This is a genomic window from Priestia sp. AB, from assembly GCF_028369225.1.
Classification (GTDB): Bacteria; Bacillota; Bacilli; order Bacillales; family Bacillaceae_H; genus Priestia; species Priestia megaterium.
Window position 1 is genome coordinate 20,818 of sequence record NZ_JAQMYN010000013.1, and the last position, 16,975, is coordinate 37,792.

Here is a 16,975-nt window from a genome sequence, read left to right on the forward strand (position 1 = left end):
ATTTGAAAATTTGAAAAAGCCAACCATTTTAAACCGATCGTACCTTCCGGGTAATGATAGAATAAATAATAAAGAGCCAGGAGGTATTAACTATGAGCTACACAATTAGTCAAGTATCAGACCAAACAGGCTTATCAATTCATACTTTGCGCTATTACGAAAAGGAAGGTATTACTCCAATTATTAAGCGAAATGAAAGTGGCAGACGTATTTATGAAACCAAAGATATTGAATGGCTTAAATATATTTGCTGTTTTCGAGCTACGGGTATGACTATTGCTGATCTAAAGGAATTTGTGGCCCTCGTAATGCAGGGTGATGAAACAATTGAACAACGCATATTAATGCTTAAAAATCAAAGTGAATATATACAGTCAAACATAAATCAATTGATGTCTTATCAAGCAATGATTGACCATAAAATTAATTGGTATAGTAATGAAATAGGTCATAGTAAAGTCTGTCCTAGAGAAGAAAGCATTGAGAATCGACTGAATTCAGAGTGGAAATATTGATTAAAATTAGAGTTATTCTCTCTCTAAATATAAATTGTATAATCTTATAGAAAATAATACGAGATTAAAAGGTATATAGATTTTTAAGTGAATTTAATTTAATATTATTAACAAGAGTAACAGTTAACGCATTTCATTAAAAATGGTGTTAACTGTTACACACATTGTAGAAAAATTTCCTATTTGTCGTCAATTAGAGTAAATGATACAACTTTAATTTTTATAAGATAGTTTATATATTTACTTCATTATACGAAATATGTTTAATATTCTACAAGAGTGTAATTAACTTAATAAGTTATCAAACTCAATTTATAATTTCCTTTAAAGTTATAGCATTTTTTTACAAATAAAAGCAAGCTTCTTCGACGCAAGCTTGCTTTACTTATATTTATTCTCTTCTAAAATCATACTTGTCTTTCTCAACATCCAATGTATGACCGTTTATAGTTACTGTACGGTTATTTTTCCACGATACTGTGTCTTTTTCTTTGTCATATGCCCAGTAAATATTTTTCGATTCCTTATTTTTATTGTTAATCACTTCTCCTCTAAGAGTATAACTAGTAGTAGCTCCACCATTAGCTCTGTAAAGCTTTATTGTATATGTATTATTTGGTGAGTCCTCTTTTTTTATTAATTTACCTTCTGGAAGATGATTCATAGAAAAGGAGAAGTAGTAAATTAAATAAGCAACAATCAATACAACAATAAGTATTAATCCTAAGCAACCAAATAAAAATTTCTCTTTTGGTGATTTTCTTTCTGCCATCTTAATGCCTCATTCCTAAACCAATATCTTTTGTTATATATATCAGGTAAAACTATACCAAAAAGATACTTATTAAGCTATATATATTCATATAAAACCCTTTGAAGGTAAATGAAGGAAGTGGAAATACATATAAAAAGCAGCCTAATACATTGTACTAGGCTTTTTCTTTACCTTTAGTAAATACCTTTTAACCTTACTTACTTAACACAAAACCAATTATCGGAAATAATATAAAATTAGCTGCTGCTATAATCTTCTTTAGTAAGTAAATAAGAAGGATGTTGTAACCCAGTTGGCTTATAAAACTCGTCATGTGTATACTTAAATCCTAGTTTTTTAAGTAATCTTGCAGAGTCTTTATTTTTAGGATTATGTCCAGCGAATAAACTATTTACCCCAATGTTATTAAAAGAATAACCTATGACTGCTTGAGATGCTTCTTGAGCTATTCCTTGTCCCCAATAGAGAGGCTTTAAATGTATTCCGAACTCAAGAGTTTTATCTTGAGTATTATAAGGACGTACGCCACAACAACCCACATGTTCATTTGTCTGAAGTAAAAAGACAGGCCAATACTGAATATTATCCTGAAGATATATTTCTATTTCTTTATTGAGTCTATCCTGTATTTGATTTACAGACATTTTTCCATTTGCAACAATGAATTTCGTTACATTTTCATCTCCCCAAAGAGAATTTGCATATTTTATATCATTGCTATTCCAAATAGAAAAGCCTAACCTTTCAGTCTTTAAGAAATACTCTCTGATATACGTATCCTCCTCTGCTTGCTTTTTATCTTAATTGTATACTATTTACAAATCTAGTTATTATGATGTACCTTACCCGAACTTAAAAGAAGTTAGTATCTAAAAACTGTTTTTCAGAAATCACCTGCATTCCAGCCCTCTTAAATAAAGCAGTTGTAACTCCTTGACCAGCTATCTTTGTATTAGAAAATTCTCCATTATAAATCATAGTACTTCCACAAGAAGGACTACTTTCTTTTAATACAACATACCTAACATTGGCCTCTTGAATAGTGTTTAATGCTTTATAGGCTCCTTCTATATATAATTTTGTTACGTCGTTTCCAGACTTTTCTATTACCTTAGCATTTCCATCTAATACATCTTCTCCAGTACCCCCTACAATTTCTGCTGATTCACGTGGAGTTGAAAAGCCTCCTAAGAGTTCAGGGCATATTAATAATGCTCTGTCTTGCTCGACTAATTCCTTAATCTTCCCCACTAAACTATGCGATCCGTTATATCTACACTCTATTCCTGCTAAACATGAACTTACTGCAATCAAAAAGACATCCCCTTAATTAACTACCTTTTTATTCCATTCTATCATAATAATTCTTCGAGGAGCGCTATATATGGTATACATTTGTAGTTACCATAATGGAGTTTCTAGGAATAAAACAGCCTATACGACCCTATGTATTACCTTGCCCTATTCCAATGAGATAGGTATCTATAAATATTTGTCGAACTAATTAATAACCCCATTAAAAAAGAGACAAAGTGAAAAATACAGTAAACGGAGGAATTAGTTTGCAAACTATGTTTCATTATAACTGGTTGGTTAGAGAAGAGTGGTATCAATGGTGTGAGAATATTCCACTAGAGGAATTGCTTCGGAAACGAACAGGGGGAGTAGGAGGAATATTACATACTCTCTTTCACATTGTTGATGTAGAGTGGAGTTGGGTTCGCGTTCTTCAGGGAAAGGATGATTTTCAGGAGAGTTTTGAGGAATATCAAAGCTTAGAAAAAGTTCGCCAGCTAGATACAAACTTTCAGTTTGAGGTAAGAGAGTTTGTTAGGGGTTGGAATGCAGAAAAGGAAAATAATATTCTTTATGACCCACAACCAGACGGAAGTATAGCAACTGATACTTGGGGAGAAGTTATGCGTCATATGATTGCTCACGAAATACACCATATTGGACAATTATCGATATGGGCTAGGGAAATAGGAAAGAAACCAGTTTCAGCCAACCTTATTGGTAAAGGACTTAGTCATACATTGCCAAAAGTTTAATTTAATGAACTTTATTGCTAGATTTCATGGATTATAATTAAGAAAGTATAGGCTTTTTAAGTTTCTGCAGCTTCCATTATATGCAATCCTCTTTACTAGTTACGGTAGGAAGATACTCTCAAGAATGTCCTCCTACCTAACTTAACTGCTATATAATATACACCTTGCTTATGTAATTAAAGAACGGTTGAAGAAGGATTCCTCTAAATTCCAAGGAATTAGTTATCAATGAACATAACTTCAATAAGGTATTTGGAATGGTGAAATGAATGGAGAAACAGATTCATAATTATATAGACAAGAAAACAGAAGAAATTATAATAAACAAGCTTAGAACTGCCGGTTGTGTTTTTGCAGAAGATGAGGCTCGATTACTTATTTCAGAGGCCCAGACATTGGACACACTCATCGGCATGGTGGAACGGCGAGCAACTGGTCTTCCCCTTGAGTACGTTGTTGGTTGGGCAGATTTCTGCGGTATGCGAATAAAAGTGGAACAGGGAGTCTTCGTACCACGTCGGCGCACTGAGTTTCTTGTTCAACAGGCAGCTTCTCTTACTACTCCAGGATCCATCATAGTTGACTTGTGTTGTGGTACGGGTGCAGTTGGAGCCGCGCTGGCCAAAGTTATAGGCCACATTGAGCTGTATGCAACCGACATCGATCCAGCTTCAGTAAGGTGTGCATGTCACAATACTACTTTCTTTGGGGGGAATGTGTATAAAGGTGACCTCTATCATCCCCTTCCATCCGCATTACATAACCGTGTCGATATCTTGGTCGCAAACGCGCCCTACGTACCTACAGATTCAATCGAGTTGTTACCCCAGGAGGCACGTAAATATGAGAATAGGGTGGCACTCGATGGAGGGATGGAAGGTCTAGATGTCCAAAAAAGGGTAGCTTCTGAAGCACCAATATGGCTGTCGCCCAGTGGTTATTTACTTGTCGAGACTAGCCAGAAACAGGTCTTGCAAACGGCTGAGATATTTGCTCAAAATGGACTAATTCCCAAAGTAACACATTGTGTCGAACTAGATGCTACAGTTGTAATTGGAACTCAGGTCAGTAGAGTAAATACAGCTTGCAAAGCATTAATATAAATAAAAGTGATTATGTCACCTAAATTGGAATATTATGTATTAATAAATTCTAATTTATAACCATTTAAAAGTTCTATCTAATACAAACATATTAGAGAAAGTTGGAGAGAATGTTATGGGAGCACATTTATCATTTCAATTAACAGACGAAAAGTGGATGGAAATTAGAAAGTGTACTCATAATATAATCGAAATAAAAATCCGTCCCGATTCAGTATTGAAGCCACTTGAATCTTATTGCAGTATTTCAGAAAAAGAATTTATTAAAATCATTATGGATGGGCTAGGAGAACGCTTGAAAAAAAATGAAAAAAAAGAGTGACTTATAAAACTTTTATACTTCTAGGTAAAACACCATTATGAAAGTTTTTGTAAAGGGACTAGCTATTTCCTTGAGTGATGAATTAACAGCAGTAAAATTGACTATTTTCCGCAACTTCGATTGAAGTTAAAACTAATCAATTTAACAAGATGCTCTATTATTTACTTAACGTAATGTAAGTTAACAGCATAAAGAAAAAAGCACTAGTTCAAGACTAGTGCCTTTCTATTTATTTTAATTATAAATTAGTTCATTTTTCTTTGATGACTTTACTAAGCAATCGGTGTACCATTTTTAACAAACTCACTAGGCCTTAATAGGACTACATCGCCCTCTTCTGGAACTCCACCTATGACTAGTACCTCGGATTTAAAACCTGCAATACGCATAGGAGGAAAATTCACTACGGCAACTACTTGGGATCCAATCAGTTGTTCTGGTTTATAGCGTTTTGTAATCTGAGCTGAAGAACATTTTACTCCAAGCTCCCCAAAGTCTATCTCTAATTTTATTGCAGGCTTCCTTGCTTCTGGAAATGGTTCGGCTTTTACCACAGTACCAATACGAATATCTAATTTGAAAAAATCATCGATTGTTGCGATCCTTATCACCTACACTTTTATTATTTGGAGATACATTGTATAAAACTTTAATTTATCCCTTTGACCTTATTGATTCTAACATCAGGAAAATAGGTATTTTTGTCCTGTCTTAAGAATATATTATCCAACTACAAGATGTAAGAAAGTTAAACATACTTAACATAAAACCAGTTATAGGAAATTGTATACTAAAAAGCTTTTTTATCAGGGGCTTTTTTCAACTTATAAATTGTAACTTTCTGAATAAGCATAAAAAAATCAATAATAAAGCTTACAGATAAGATTCTTTTTATAGTGTTTAATTTGTTTGAAAAAAGAGTCTGTTCTACCCTTATCATAAAATATTTTTATTAGGAGAAACTATTTTAGATAAATTTATAGGAGGTCATTAAATGGAAGATATTACACATAGTGGCAGGGTGAGTTCTTCGGAACTTGCAAACCTTTGGTCACAGTATCTTAATGACAGCTTATCACGTTGTATGCTTCGCTATTTTATTGAGAATGTTCAAGATAAAGACATAAGTAAGGTACTTCAATTTGCTCTTGAATTGTCGGAACGCCACCTTCAAAAGATAGAAGAATTTTTAACAAAAGAAAGTTATCCACTACCCAAGGGGTTTACAGATGAGGATGTCATACTAGAGGCACCTGCTTTATTTACAGATACATATATTATTGTTTTTATTCAAATAATGTCTATTCACGGCATGACTAGATATGCTGGAGCGATAGGCTGTACCATTAGAGAAGATCAAAGAAAATACTTTAAGCAAGTTATTTCTGAAACAGTGGAATTGTATGATCTAGCCACTGGTGTTCTTGTAAGTAAAGGGATTATTAGCAAACCCCCTACTTTTAATAATCACCAGAAAGTCGAGTTTATTAAAAAACAAAATTTCTTAACAGGTTGGCTTGGAAAACGTAGACCTATTAGTGCAGTTGAAGTTAGTGGTACTTATCTTAATATGCAAAAGACAATGACAAAAGTAGTACTAGAATTAGGGTTTAGTCAGGTAGCTCAATCTAAAGATGTTCGAAAATATATGGAAAGGGCTAGAAAGGTCTGTCAAAGTCACTTCGAAATCCTAACTTCGATGTTAAAAGAAGATAATTTACATATTCCACGGACTTTTGATTCAGAAGTAACGGATTCAACAACCCCACCTTTTTCTGATAAACTTATGATGTTTTTAATATCTACGCTAATCTCTTCAGCCATTGGGTATTATGGAGAAGCAATGGCAGTATCCCAACGAAGGGATTTGGTAGCTAATTACGCGAAAATGATTATGGATATTGGATTGTTGGCAGAAGATGGAATGAATCTTCTAATAGAAAATGAGTGGATGGAACAGCCTCCACTAGCTACAAACCATGAAGATTTGGCAAAAGACAAATGATGTAAGTGAGATGGAAAAGAAAGATAAAATAACAGAGAGTATTTTGTGGAGTATAGCTTTACCTGGTTTTCCCCAAATATTAAACGGTCAACTTCTTAAAGGAATTTTATTTATTATATTAGAGCTTATAATAAACGTAATGGCAAACTTTAATGAAGCCATCCGTTTGAGTTTTATTGGAAATATAGAAGGTGCGGTTTCACAAGCAAATTATCAGTGGCTTATGTTCTATCCGTGTTTATACTTCTTTGCAATGTGGGATGCCTTTAAAGATGCAGGAGGAGGAAAACAGCCTTATTCCTAGCTGCCCTTCGTTAGCTCAGCATTCTTTGTTACTGTCGGAACTATATATTCAGCCCAAACAAAAGTTTTTGGGGTATTGTTGGGGGCGGTCTGGTTTCCAATGTTGTGGGTTATTCCTGGATTGATAATTGGTTTCTCTATAAAATTAATATTAAACCTAAAAGAAGGATAAACGCCTATTAAAAGTAATAAAAATGAAATATCAAAGATTACTTTTTCATATACAACACCTCTCTAACTGAATTTCACCATAATATGGAGTTGTATAAATTATACATAAGTTATTGGTAACTTGAACAAACTACTCAAGACGCCGTGAGGCTTCAGTCCTTTGGTTAAATAAATGTAGCAGAAAAACTCCTGAACAGGTCACAGGAGTTTTTCTGTTTTTAACCTGTATACGCTATTCATTCTTAGTTAACGTAATCCATATTATAGGTAGTCATAATAAATAAAAAAGTAAGCCTTTAATTAAGGCTTACCTTTTTTATTAACCTTGTAATTGTTCGTAAGTATCTATTTTTTCCTTTTGCATAACCTTATGAGGTTCAGGCAGTAACAAGTTTAAAATGGCTGCTCCTGCTAAGATTATAATTGAAAGATAAAAAGAAATATTATAACTACCTGTTTCGTTATAAAATAAACCTGGTAAATAAGCGCCCAATGCCGATCCTATTTGATGGCTAAGGAATAACCACCCTAAAATAAAACCAATGGAGTATTCTTTAAAATATTGGGTAGCTAGTAATTGAGTTGGAGCTACAGTTGCAAAGTCAACTAATCCAAATAATACTGCAAAAACAAGCAATAATGCAGAATTATGACTATATAAGATAATACAAATAGATATCGCCCTCATTCCATATAAAAGGAATAACATTTTGCGACTACTCCAGCGATCAGCCACAACACCAGATAGTAAGATACCTATAATATTAAACCCAGCAAGTATACTTACGGCAGCACTAGTAACACTTGTTGAAAATCCGTGATCATGTGAAAAAGGAATAAGATGCGTATCCATTAACCCTGTAGTAGTGAAACCACAGATAGCAAAAGGTAAGATTAAAAACCAAAACTCTCTTTTTAGAAAGACATTCCATATTGAAGAGCTTGTGTTTAAAGCTTTTTTTTCGACTGTACTTTCTTCTACGATTTCACCCCCAATAGGAACTAAACCTTTCTCTTTAGGATGATTCCGTAAAAATAAAAGGACGATAGGAAAGACAATAAGCACTAAAAAGGCGCCTAATATAACAACAGTCATTTTCCAGTTAAGCCAATGAATTAACATGAGCGATCCTGGGACAAGAAGCATTTGTCCAGCACCAAAACCAGCTTCCATAATTCCAAACGCAAGTCCACGTTTTTCGTTAAACCAATTGGTCACAACCACTGTTGCGGCTACATTGGAGGCTCCTCCCACGCCGAGAGAAACCATAATTCCGTAAAGAAAGAATAATTGCCAAGGATGAGTTACAAAAGAGGTGAGAAAAATACTTATCCCTACTAGAAAAGTGCTAAAAGATAAAATGAGCCGAGCACCTAATTTATCTACAAGCCTTCCAACGAGTGGTTGAGACAGCCCATAAGTAATAAAACTCAATGTTGAAATAAGAGAAATGGTTCCTCTATCCATTGAGAAATCTGTTTCCCAAGGCTCAACAAAAGCTCCAAATGAAAGACGAACACCTTGAACGGCTAAAAAGGTCAAAAATGTAACAAAAACAATAATCCAAGCGTAATGAAATGTTCTTTTCATATATTCCCCTCAACTAAAAGTGATTATTTTTTTCTTAGCTCTAAATCCCAGCGTTCTTCTATTAAAGTAGCTCCCCATAAGGATTTTTTCTCTTGAACTTCCATTATTTCAAACCCAAACTTTTTATATAGTGGTCTAGCTGTCACCATATCACTAACGGTCCAAAGAAAAAGGCGCTCATAATCAAGTTCTTTACAGTATTGAACTAGAGAGTTAATAAGTTGACTCCCTATTCCTTTTTTGTGAAATGACGGATTTACTAAGAACCACCTTAACTGTCCTACCTTATTGCCATCATTCACTAAGCCAATACAGCCTGCAAACTCTCGATTTATTTCTGCTATCCAGATTCTTTCTATATCAGCAGTAAAGGTCTCCTGAAGATATGCTAAAAAGCTGTTATCCCATTTATGTACTTGATTATAAAATAACCATTGTTGTTCAATCATGTTGTTAATATCATCAGAAGTATAATAGCTTCTAACAGAAATAGCTTCTTCGTCTTTTTCTTTAAATGACGTCGAAAGAATTTCTTGTATGGTATTCATTGAGGCTACAAGCTTTTGTTGTTGGGTATAATCTAAATTTTTAAGAATATATTCCACCTGCTGGTTCGCCTTCTTTTCCAACTCTTTATAAATTAATTCCCCATGCTCTGTTACATACAAAAAATGATTACGTCCATCTTCTTTACACTTTTGTTTATAAACCATCTTTTCTTTTTCGAATTTTTTGATAATTCTACTTACATAACCACCATCTAAATCCAACTTTTCCTGAATGTTTTTAGCCATACAATTGCTAGTGTTATAAATTTCAAATAAAATACGAGTTTCTGTTAAAGAAAAAGGGCTGTCATAGATATGTTCATTTAAAAAGCCTAAAACATCTGTATAAAACCGGTTGAATTTTCGGAACTCAAGACCACACTCACTCTGTACATTGATCATATTCACACCTCTTCAAAGTCTAATAAATTATTACATACGTAATTATTTACCAATTCTAACCTCAACACTTGCCTAAGTCAACTATTATTCTTAGATTTTATCCTTAAAAATGAATGCGATATATAGATTTAGTTAACATCTTGTACTTTCTAGGCAACAGTAAAAAGAAGTCTCCCATTGAGACTTCTTTTCTATCTTCATTAATTTTTTATTTCTAGACTGATTTAAATGTTAAGATTAAAAATCAGATAAAATTAAATAAGATCCTCTATTTTAGCATCCTCTTTAAATTTTAAAATAGCTTCTACTGCCTTTTTGTATCCTCCAGAATCCCTTAAAGATTTTCCAATTTCCAAGCTTTTTTCTTTAAATGAAGAGTTTGATAGTACTTGTTCGGTTGTATTTCGTAATGTAATAGCATCCAGTTCTTGACGATTAAGTTGTAAACCAGCTCCTAATTCTTCAATTCGATTAGCCACTATTGGTTGATCCCCCATAACAGGGATAACAATGAGAGGAACACCAAAATAAAGCCCTTCACTCGAACTATTCATTCCACCATGAGTAATAAAAACATCTGCTTGTTGTAGTATTTCTAATTGTGGTACATAATTACGCACGATGAAATTAGGTGGAATATCTTTAAACTGGCGAATATCAGTCTGTTTTCCTACTGATAATACAACTGTAGCTTTACTTTCTTGGAATGCTTTAAAACAGGTAGTATATAACTCAGGTTGCTGATTAAATACCATGCCCATTGAGATAAAGATGAGCCTATTACTAGGGATACTTTTTAAAGGAAGAGTTTCTACATCTTTCCGTGGCGCAATAGAAGGACCAACAAAGATGAAAGACTCATCAAATTTATCAGCATGGGGTTGATATAACTTAGAGGTAAATACAATCGTGATATCCCCAGGACAAGACATCAAGTTTTGACTATCACTGAGAATTACTCCATATTTATGCTTCCATTTTGTCGATATTTCTTCAATTTCTCGATACCTTGGGGAGGTTTTATCTATTTCTCCTCTGCTCTTTATAAGGGCTGAAAAGATATCCTTATTAATGGCAAATGTTGTACAAGAAGATATTTTAGGTATTCCTAGTACATCAGCAATAATCCATCCTGCGGCGAAATTATTATCATAAATAACATAGTCGTATTTCTCTTCGCTTATTTCGTTTAAAACATCCTCTATAATCTTATCCATTGACCGTCCCATAAATAGCAACATTTCGAGAGGATCTATTTTTTCCGTCATCCTTTTCATTGGATCTATATTGCGTACAAAATTTTCATAAGGTCGAAATAAAGCACCTGTTTTTTCAATTCTGTTTTTATATTCTTCCACACAGTAATAGACCACGTCTTCTCCCTTTTTCACTAGCTCTTCTACGAGTGCAATGGTGGGATTAACATGGCCTTCTCCAGGAAAATTAAAGAATAATACCTTTCCCATTGAAATTCCTCCTTTTTTCACAATGAAAAATAACAAAATATTAATATATTTCCTTATTGTACCATAAGGTATCTTTTAATATCATATATTTTCTTAGTTCACATAATGTGCGTTGTAGGAATCAAAAAGAACAAGTCTAGAATAACAATTTTCTAGACTTGTTCCCTTTGCTTGAATATGTACATACACATATTAATTAATGCTATCAATTATTTGTTGAGCAACTTCCTCGGCAGATTTCCCATTTGTATAAATTATATGCTTAGACAATATGCTATTTGATTTATGTCTAATGAAGTGTTCATTTAGTTCAAACACACTTTTGTCATCTGTAATTTTACTTAGTCTTTCTGTTAAAGTATTTATAGATTCATTTATGTCTGAACTTGGAAGCAATAGAAAGATGTTTTCGTGTTTCTCTAGAATAACCTGTGCTTCTTGTAATAAAGATTTATCTTCATAAACAGAATGCCCAGCCCCGAAATCATGTATATAGTTTGGGTAGTCTTCTAATACTCGTTTCACCGCATGAACTTCAAACGGCTTCCAGTAAGTATATACACCTTTAAAACCATCTGTTTGTCGTATTCTCTCTTGCTGTTCTTTACTAAATCCTATTTCTTTATAATAATCAAAACGTACATCATCAATTGAGCATTGAGGAGTATCTAGCTTATTAGCTATTATTTCTGCCACAGTCGTTTTTCCTGAACAAATAGGTCCGATTAGTATAACAGGCTTCTCCAAAACAACCCCTCCCTTTGTATAGAAAATAGTACCATAAATAACCTTTTATAAGATGTATACTCATATATTTTCAGTTAACATAACAGGTATTATCGGAAATAAACAAAGAATCTTTTATCAAGATTCTTTGTTTACTATGTATTACGGATATGGTTTATCATTGAATTAGATTTTAGACTAAATTTAGTTATAAAAGATTCAACGATAGCTTTAAATAACTTGAACAATATTAAATATCCTATTAATGTCCCTAAGAAGTTGAAAATGACATCATCAACATCAACAAATCTAAACGTATATCCTGCGTATAATGCTGTTAACAATTGTCCCATTTCAAACAGTAAACCGGCAACTAACCCTATGTACATTACTTTTTTTAGGGATACTTTTACTATAAAAGGCAATCCAAAGCCTAACGGGATAGTCATTAAAATATTATAAAAACTTGTCATAGAAAAACCATGTTTTAGTGGAATCAAGTTCATGTCTCTCCAAACATTTTGACCACCAAAGGCTTTACGTTGATCATCATCTATATAAATAGGAAATTGAGTAAGATTGATCACATTGCATATATATATACATGACTGTGAAACAGAAAAGATACGTATAACTTTTCTTAAACTTTACTTTCATGACCAACGCAATAAGACAATATAAAACTATAAAACTATTCAGAACGATACCATTAAAATAGATAGCCATGCTATCACCTCCTCTAAAAGTATCTATTCTAACAAACAAACCTACATTTTTGTTATATATTTCATAAAAAGGTAATTAAAATATATATTTGAAATTATCATACAAGATTAGTTACCATAATGAATTTTATCGGAATAAAAGAAGCTAAGGATTAAATCCTTAGCTTCTTTTATTCTCTACACTACAGATATTTTAAAGGTTCTGTAACTCAATTCGATCTAATTCTCTTTGTCTTTTCTTTTTAAAGCGTTCTCTTCCTGAAATCCATATACTTAATAGTCCGCATAAAGCAGCCATTATCATGACCCATGTAGAAAAATGATCATTACTGGCCATCAATTTATTAAAAAAGAAGCTAATAAAACCTATATATATTACAGGAAGAATTCCACCTAAATAAGGGTTCTTTCGCGATGATAAAAAATTTTGAGTAAGCAAAATAATAACGACAACTAGTATTCCAATTACATGGCTCATAATTAAACATCCTTTTCCTTTTTATATTTTTCGATAATGACTTTAGCAATATCTAAGCTAATTCGTTCATCGATAACAAACCCTTTAATCATATTTACAAACTCTACATCTTCCTCTTGACTATGTATTTCAATCTTTTTTATTAAACGATCTAATTTGGCTCGTACGGTTGGATAAGAAACATCATATAGATTAGACATGTTTTTTAAAGAGCCAGAATTCAATATGAATTTTCTAATAAATTCTAAAGACTCCTTATCTAATGCAAGGACCCATGAAGGAATTTCTTCTCTTCCCATAAAAAACCACCTCCTATATAAATAATATTAAACAATATTTTAATTTTATTTAAGTAAAAAATAAAAATATTTAATTTTATTTTAACTATATTGAATATCTTGTTTAGTGCTATTGGTGAAAGGCATGTTATATATGTAAAAAAAGAAGCAGATCTTTAATTAAAGATCTGCTTCTTTACCTTAGCAAAAACTAAATATGTTCCCAATATAAACACAATACCCAAACCGATAAAACTTAACCAATACACCCAAGGGTAACTATATGAAACTGTCGTAACTCCCGTATTTCTATCCACTATGGTAGACGTACTAGGAGTATAAATTGTATTAATAGTTAAGTACGTTAATAAAGCTTGAGCAATAAGAAATACACCTATTGCACGTTTCATGACCTTGCCTCCAAACTCATACATGTTTCTATTTACATTTTAACATAAAGAGAATTATTTAATTGCTAGTTACCATAATCATCATTCTAGGAAACAAAAAAAGGTGTCCCTTGGTAAATTAGGACACCTTTTAGTTATTTAATCAATTAATTCTTCTTCATGAAACAAATTAGTTCTTTTCTGCTACGATTATTAAAAACATCGGGCTTCTCGTTTCATGTACCATTTCAGGGATACTTTCTAACATTTCATTTCTTTATAAAATCATTAATGTGATGATACAATTTCTCAGGATGGGTGAGATTAATCATATGATCAGCACCTGTAATTTCTATGATGCGAGCATCTGAGTGCTTTCGAAAGTAATCAGCAACACGAAGGTTATCAGGTGAATCCTCCTTACCAATTATCAACAATGTTTTAGTCGTCAATTCTCCTAATCTTTCGATTGCCAATGGTTGCTGCCAAATCAATTTAACGGCTGGCCATTCAAACATTCGATTCATATGGTGCTTGAGCATTTGAACCATTAAACCCCGGTGAGGACTCATCGTTAGTACACGATACGATGAATCGCTGAGCAAAAGTTCAACCATCTTATCTATATCTGGGGCAGCTTGATGAATCTTCTTCATGTTCTCTTCAAATTCTTTGGAATAGGTAAACCCAGATAATCCAGGCGCAAGCAAAACAAGTTTTGAAACCCTTTCAGGATAATTCAGAGCGAATTCAGTAGCAACTTGGCCACCCATTGAGTGACCAATAAGCGTTGCCTGGCTGATTTCTAGATAATCAAGTAGTGACAGCAAATCTTTAACAGGGTTGACATCTTCTAAAGGGGCCGGTGATTTCCCCGTCCCACGTCCATCACAAGCAACAACCTTATAATGTTTTGCTAAAAGAGGTACCATAAATGTCCAGTTTCGTACATCAGCACCACCAGTTAGGAGAACAACAGGATGGCCATGCCCATTAATTTCGTAATACAAATCCATTGAAATTCCTCCACCCATTACAATTTAATATTATTTTATTGTCGAATATAATTTTATTCATTCTTTGACAGTCATAATATCATAGCAAACAACATACTTAATGATAACGTGAAAATAGCTGTTTTCATCAAGATAATTACGATATTAGTTTAGTTCAAAAAAGAATGGTCAAGGAAGGGGATGAAAAAGTGAATTCAAACAAAAAAGCAGCAAAAATGGTGGGGGTACTGTTTATACTTGCAGCCGTTACGGCAATAATAGGTCTTATTTTATATGACCCCATCTTAAACGGTCCCGATTATCTCACTAGAGGTTCTGAATATGCAAACCAGGTGATAATGGGTGCAATTATGGAGTTAATCCTTGTGGTATCGGCCATCGGTACTTCAACTATAATGTTTCCATTTTTAAGAAAGTATAACGAAACGATAGCTCTTTGGCATGTTTGCTTCAGATTTCTTGAAGCAGTTATTATTACTGTGGGTGTAATCAGCGTACTGTCCTTATTGACCTTAAGCCAAGAATTTGTAGCAACAGGAACTCAGGATGCAACCTCTTTTCAAGCATCAGGAACTGTATTAAAAGCCTTACACGATTGGACATTTTTACTTGGACCAAATATCATGCTAGGTATAAATACGATGATGTACAGTTATATATTTTATAAATCTAAACTTGTGCCTAGATTTATACCAATCTTAGGTATGATTGGAGCAACTCTTGTTTTTATAGCAGGCCTGTTAGAAATGTTTGATGTATTTTCTCAACTTTCTTTTTGGGGTGCTATATTGTCTCTACCAGTAGCAGCTAATGAAATGATATTAGCTGTATGGCTCATCGTTAAAGGGTTCAGTGAATCTGCACTTGCTTCTTTGGAAGAAAAAAAGAAAGCCATGAGATAATAGCGATAACATAATTAGCTTTATAAAGAACTATACGTAAACTAACGGTAGTTTGACAAACATTTATGACTATAAATTTAAGGGGTATCGTATGAAAGGTAACTAAATCAAAAAGGAGCATCCTCATAAATTAAAACATTAGGATGCTTCTTTTTAGTTTGCATGATAGCATTTTATAGTTGAATTACATATAATCATAAACAGAGTCATCAAAATAGAGCCAGTGATAATATTCAACCTGTGGATCTGTCATCTTCGAAATTTCTTCCTTATTGAATTTTTGGTAATCAATTAATTTCTGCTCTTTGGAATTTCTTTCTACTTGGCTCATCTTAAAGCCTCCTTATAGTTTGAGAGTAACAAAGTATTTAAGTGTTGAAAGCGTTTTCTTTTTTATTCTTGTTTTTATTATATATCTCAAGGTGAGATTAAACAAATATCAAATATAGATGAGTTTTCAGAAAATAATATGGAAATGTTATTTATCTACACACTTTGAAGCCGTTAAAGAGGCAAGATCTAATTGCCACAGCATGTGTTTTGTTAAAAGTTATGGATTGAATCCAATAAGTTGGACACAAAAAAGTAGGAATTATGCTGTTTTTTAGATTGTATAAAGCATTTATTTCTAGTTAACGTAAAACACGTTCTAGGTAGTGATGTAAAAACAAAATTAGGCTCTTTCCTTAAAGGTTGTTGCTTTTAGAAATAATTTTATAAGAACTTTACTTTATGAAGTAAATGTTCGTGTCCTGTCCACTCAATAATAAGTTCTTCATAACCCAAGAGGGCAGTATCTGGTTTGTTAATTTGACCTTCAAGCCATTGTTTAATAGTTAATAGTATTTGGTTATTAAAATCGTCAGAAGCATTGTTTGGGTAACCCGCAATTAAAAGAGGATAAAGCGAAAAATCAACAGTTCTATCCCTGGAATAAGAAATTGAAGCAACTACATTACCAACGATATTTGGCTTATTAGGACACCTACTATCAAATTCGAATTTTCTTATCAAACCAAATAAAACATCCATTTCTATGTTGGAAAAGACGGATTTAAGTTGTCTTTTAGTAGTCGAGTATCTTTCATTCTTGTTTAAATTACGGAAATATTTGAATTTCATTTATAATCACTCCTTGCTATCTAGAATTATAGCTCAGTTCAGAATGAATATCATATACATCCATAGTTACCATAATCACTTTTACAG

General features: G+C 32.9%; 21 protein-coding genes and 1 pseudogene. 7 read left to right on the forward strand and 15 right to left on the reverse strand.

The annotated features are described in order from the left end of the window. Window positions 1-92 precede the first annotated feature (92 nt). Window positions 93-515, forward strand: a complete 423-nt coding sequence (locus POF52_RS25570; protein WP_098580555.1) for a MerR family transcriptional regulator — start codon at window positions 93-95, stop codon at window positions 513-515. A gap of 391 nt (window positions 516-906) precedes the next feature. On the opposite strand, the gene POF52_RS25575 is transcribed toward POF52_RS25570, so the two are convergent. From POF52_RS25575 to POF52_RS25585, 3 genes are all read right to left on the reverse strand, one after another. Continuing rightward, window positions 907-1,287, reverse strand: coding sequence for a DUF5412 family protein (locus POF52_RS25575; protein WP_271996095.1), 381 nt, complete (start codon window positions 1,285-1,287; stop codon window positions 907-909). Between the two features lie 239 nt (window positions 1,288-1,526). Then, complete coding sequence (locus POF52_RS25580) at window positions 1,527-2,060, reverse strand: GNAT family N-acetyltransferase (RefSeq protein WP_334314418.1); 534 nt, start codon at window positions 2,058-2,060, stop codon at window positions 1,527-1,529. A gap of 82 nt (window positions 2,061-2,142) precedes the next feature. After that, window positions 2,143-2,604 (reverse strand): DUF523 domain-containing protein, encoded by a 462-nt coding sequence (locus tag POF52_RS25585; RefSeq protein WP_271996098.1) that lies wholly within the window; start codon window positions 2,602-2,604, stop codon window positions 2,143-2,145. A gap of 248 nt (window positions 2,605-2,852) precedes the next feature. Between POF52_RS25585 and POF52_RS25590 the strand changes: the two genes are divergently transcribed. The 3 genes from POF52_RS25590 (at window position 2,853) to POF52_RS25600 (ending at window position 4,766) form a co-directional block, all read left to right on the forward strand. Next, complete coding sequence (locus POF52_RS25590; protein ID WP_176586257.1) at window positions 2,853-3,341, forward strand: DinB family protein; 489 nt, start codon at window positions 2,853-2,855, stop codon at window positions 3,339-3,341. A 293-nt stretch (window positions 3,342-3,634) separates the two neighbouring features. Next, window positions 3,635-4,444, forward strand: a complete 810-nt coding sequence (locus POF52_RS25595) for a putative protein N(5)-glutamine methyltransferase (RefSeq protein ID WP_271996306.1) — start codon at window positions 3,635-3,637, stop codon at window positions 4,442-4,444. 115 nt (window positions 4,445-4,559) lie between these two features. Further along, window positions 4,560-4,766, forward strand: coding sequence for a hypothetical protein (locus tag POF52_RS25600; protein ID WP_258358423.1), 207 nt, complete (start codon window positions 4,560-4,562; stop codon window positions 4,764-4,766). Between the two features lie 272 nt (window positions 4,767-5,038). Here POF52_RS25600 and csaA read toward each other — a convergent pair whose 3' ends face one another. Next, window positions 5,039-5,368 carry a chaperone CsaA gene (csaA, locus tag POF52_RS25605; protein WP_034655695.1) on the reverse strand — a complete coding sequence of 110 codons (330 nt, stop codon included), beginning with the start codon at window positions 5,366-5,368 and terminating at the stop codon, window positions 5,039-5,041. Between the two features lie 392 nt (window positions 5,369-5,760). Here csaA and POF52_RS25610 point away from each other — a divergent pair, with 392 nt between their 5' ends. Continuing rightward, a complete protein-coding gene (locus POF52_RS25610) occupies window positions 5,761-6,771 on the forward strand; it encodes a DUF3231 family protein (RefSeq protein WP_271996100.1) in 1,011 nt (336 codons plus the stop codon). After that, window positions 6,746-7,246: pseudogene (locus tag POF52_RS25615) on the forward strand (hypothetical protein). The gene POF52_RS25610 and the pseudogene POF52_RS25615 overlap by 26 nt, the downstream one beginning before the upstream one ends. A 318-nt stretch (window positions 7,247-7,564) precedes the next feature. Here POF52_RS25615 and POF52_RS25620 read toward each other — a convergent pair. From POF52_RS25620 to POF52_RS25660, 9 genes are all read right to left on the reverse strand, one after another. Then, complete coding sequence (locus tag POF52_RS25620; protein ID WP_271996103.1) at window positions 7,565-8,836, reverse strand: MFS transporter; 1,272 nt, start codon at window positions 8,834-8,836, stop codon at window positions 7,565-7,567. A gap of 23 nt (window positions 8,837-8,859) precedes the next feature. Then, entirely contained in the window at window positions 8,860-9,786 is a 927-nt protein-coding gene (locus POF52_RS25625) for a bifunctional helix-turn-helix transcriptional regulator/GNAT family N-acetyltransferase (protein WP_176585664.1), read from the reverse strand. Window positions 9,787-10,040: 254 nt separating this feature from the next. After that, window positions 10,041-11,252 (reverse strand): macrolide family glycosyltransferase, encoded by a 1,212-nt coding sequence (locus POF52_RS25630; RefSeq protein ID WP_271996106.1) that lies wholly within the window; start codon window positions 11,250-11,252, stop codon window positions 10,041-10,043. 192 nt (window positions 11,253-11,444) lie between these two features. Next, a complete protein-coding gene (locus POF52_RS25635) occupies window positions 11,445-11,999 on the reverse strand; it encodes a shikimate kinase (protein WP_271996109.1) in 555 nt (184 codons plus the stop codon). 134 nt (window positions 12,000-12,133) lie between these two features. Next, on the reverse strand, window positions 12,134-12,565 hold the full coding sequence (locus tag POF52_RS25640) for a VanZ family protein (protein WP_271996112.1): 432 nt from the start codon (window positions 12,563-12,565) through the stop codon (window positions 12,134-12,136). A gap of 331 nt (window positions 12,566-12,896) precedes the next feature. Further along, the gene (locus tag POF52_RS25645) at window positions 12,897-13,181 is read right to left on the reverse strand and encodes a hypothetical protein (protein ID WP_192101232.1); all 285 of its coding nucleotides are present in this window, start codon (window positions 13,179-13,181) and stop codon (window positions 12,897-12,899) included. Window positions 13,182-13,183: 2 nt separating this feature from the next. Continuing rightward, window positions 13,184-13,480 carry a DUF2089 family protein gene (locus tag POF52_RS25650; protein WP_271996120.1) on the reverse strand — a complete coding sequence of 99 codons (297 nt, stop codon included), beginning with the start codon at window positions 13,478-13,480 and terminating at the stop codon, window positions 13,184-13,186. Window positions 13,481-13,635: 155 nt separating this feature from the next. After that, the gene (locus POF52_RS25655; protein WP_271996122.1) at window positions 13,636-13,869 is read right to left on the reverse strand and encodes a hypothetical protein; all 234 of its coding nucleotides are present in this window, start codon (window positions 13,867-13,869) and stop codon (window positions 13,636-13,638) included. Window positions 13,870-14,117: 248 nt separating this feature from the next. Next, a complete protein-coding gene (locus POF52_RS25660) occupies window positions 14,118-14,864 on the reverse strand; it encodes an alpha/beta fold hydrolase (RefSeq protein ID WP_271996125.1) in 747 nt (248 codons plus the stop codon). A 188-nt stretch (window positions 14,865-15,052) separates the two neighbouring features. On the opposite strand from POF52_RS25660, the gene POF52_RS25665 reads away from it, so the two are divergent. After that, entirely contained in the window at window positions 15,053-15,766 is a 714-nt protein-coding gene (locus tag POF52_RS25665) for a DUF4386 domain-containing protein (RefSeq protein ID WP_074898438.1), read from the forward strand. A gap of 184 nt (window positions 15,767-15,950) precedes the next feature. Here POF52_RS25665 and POF52_RS25670 read toward each other — a convergent pair whose 3' ends face one another. Together POF52_RS25670 and POF52_RS25675 are read right to left on the reverse strand one after the other, a co-directional pair. Beyond that, entirely contained in the window at window positions 15,951-16,097 is a 147-nt protein-coding gene (locus tag POF52_RS25670) for a BH0509 family protein (protein WP_192998799.1), read from the reverse strand. Between the two features lie 383 nt (window positions 16,098-16,480). Next, the gene (locus POF52_RS25675; RefSeq protein ID WP_271996130.1) at window positions 16,481-16,888 is read right to left on the reverse strand and encodes a hypothetical protein; all 408 of its coding nucleotides are present in this window, start codon (window positions 16,886-16,888) and stop codon (window positions 16,481-16,483) included. Window positions 16,889-16,975: the final 87 nt, after the last annotated feature.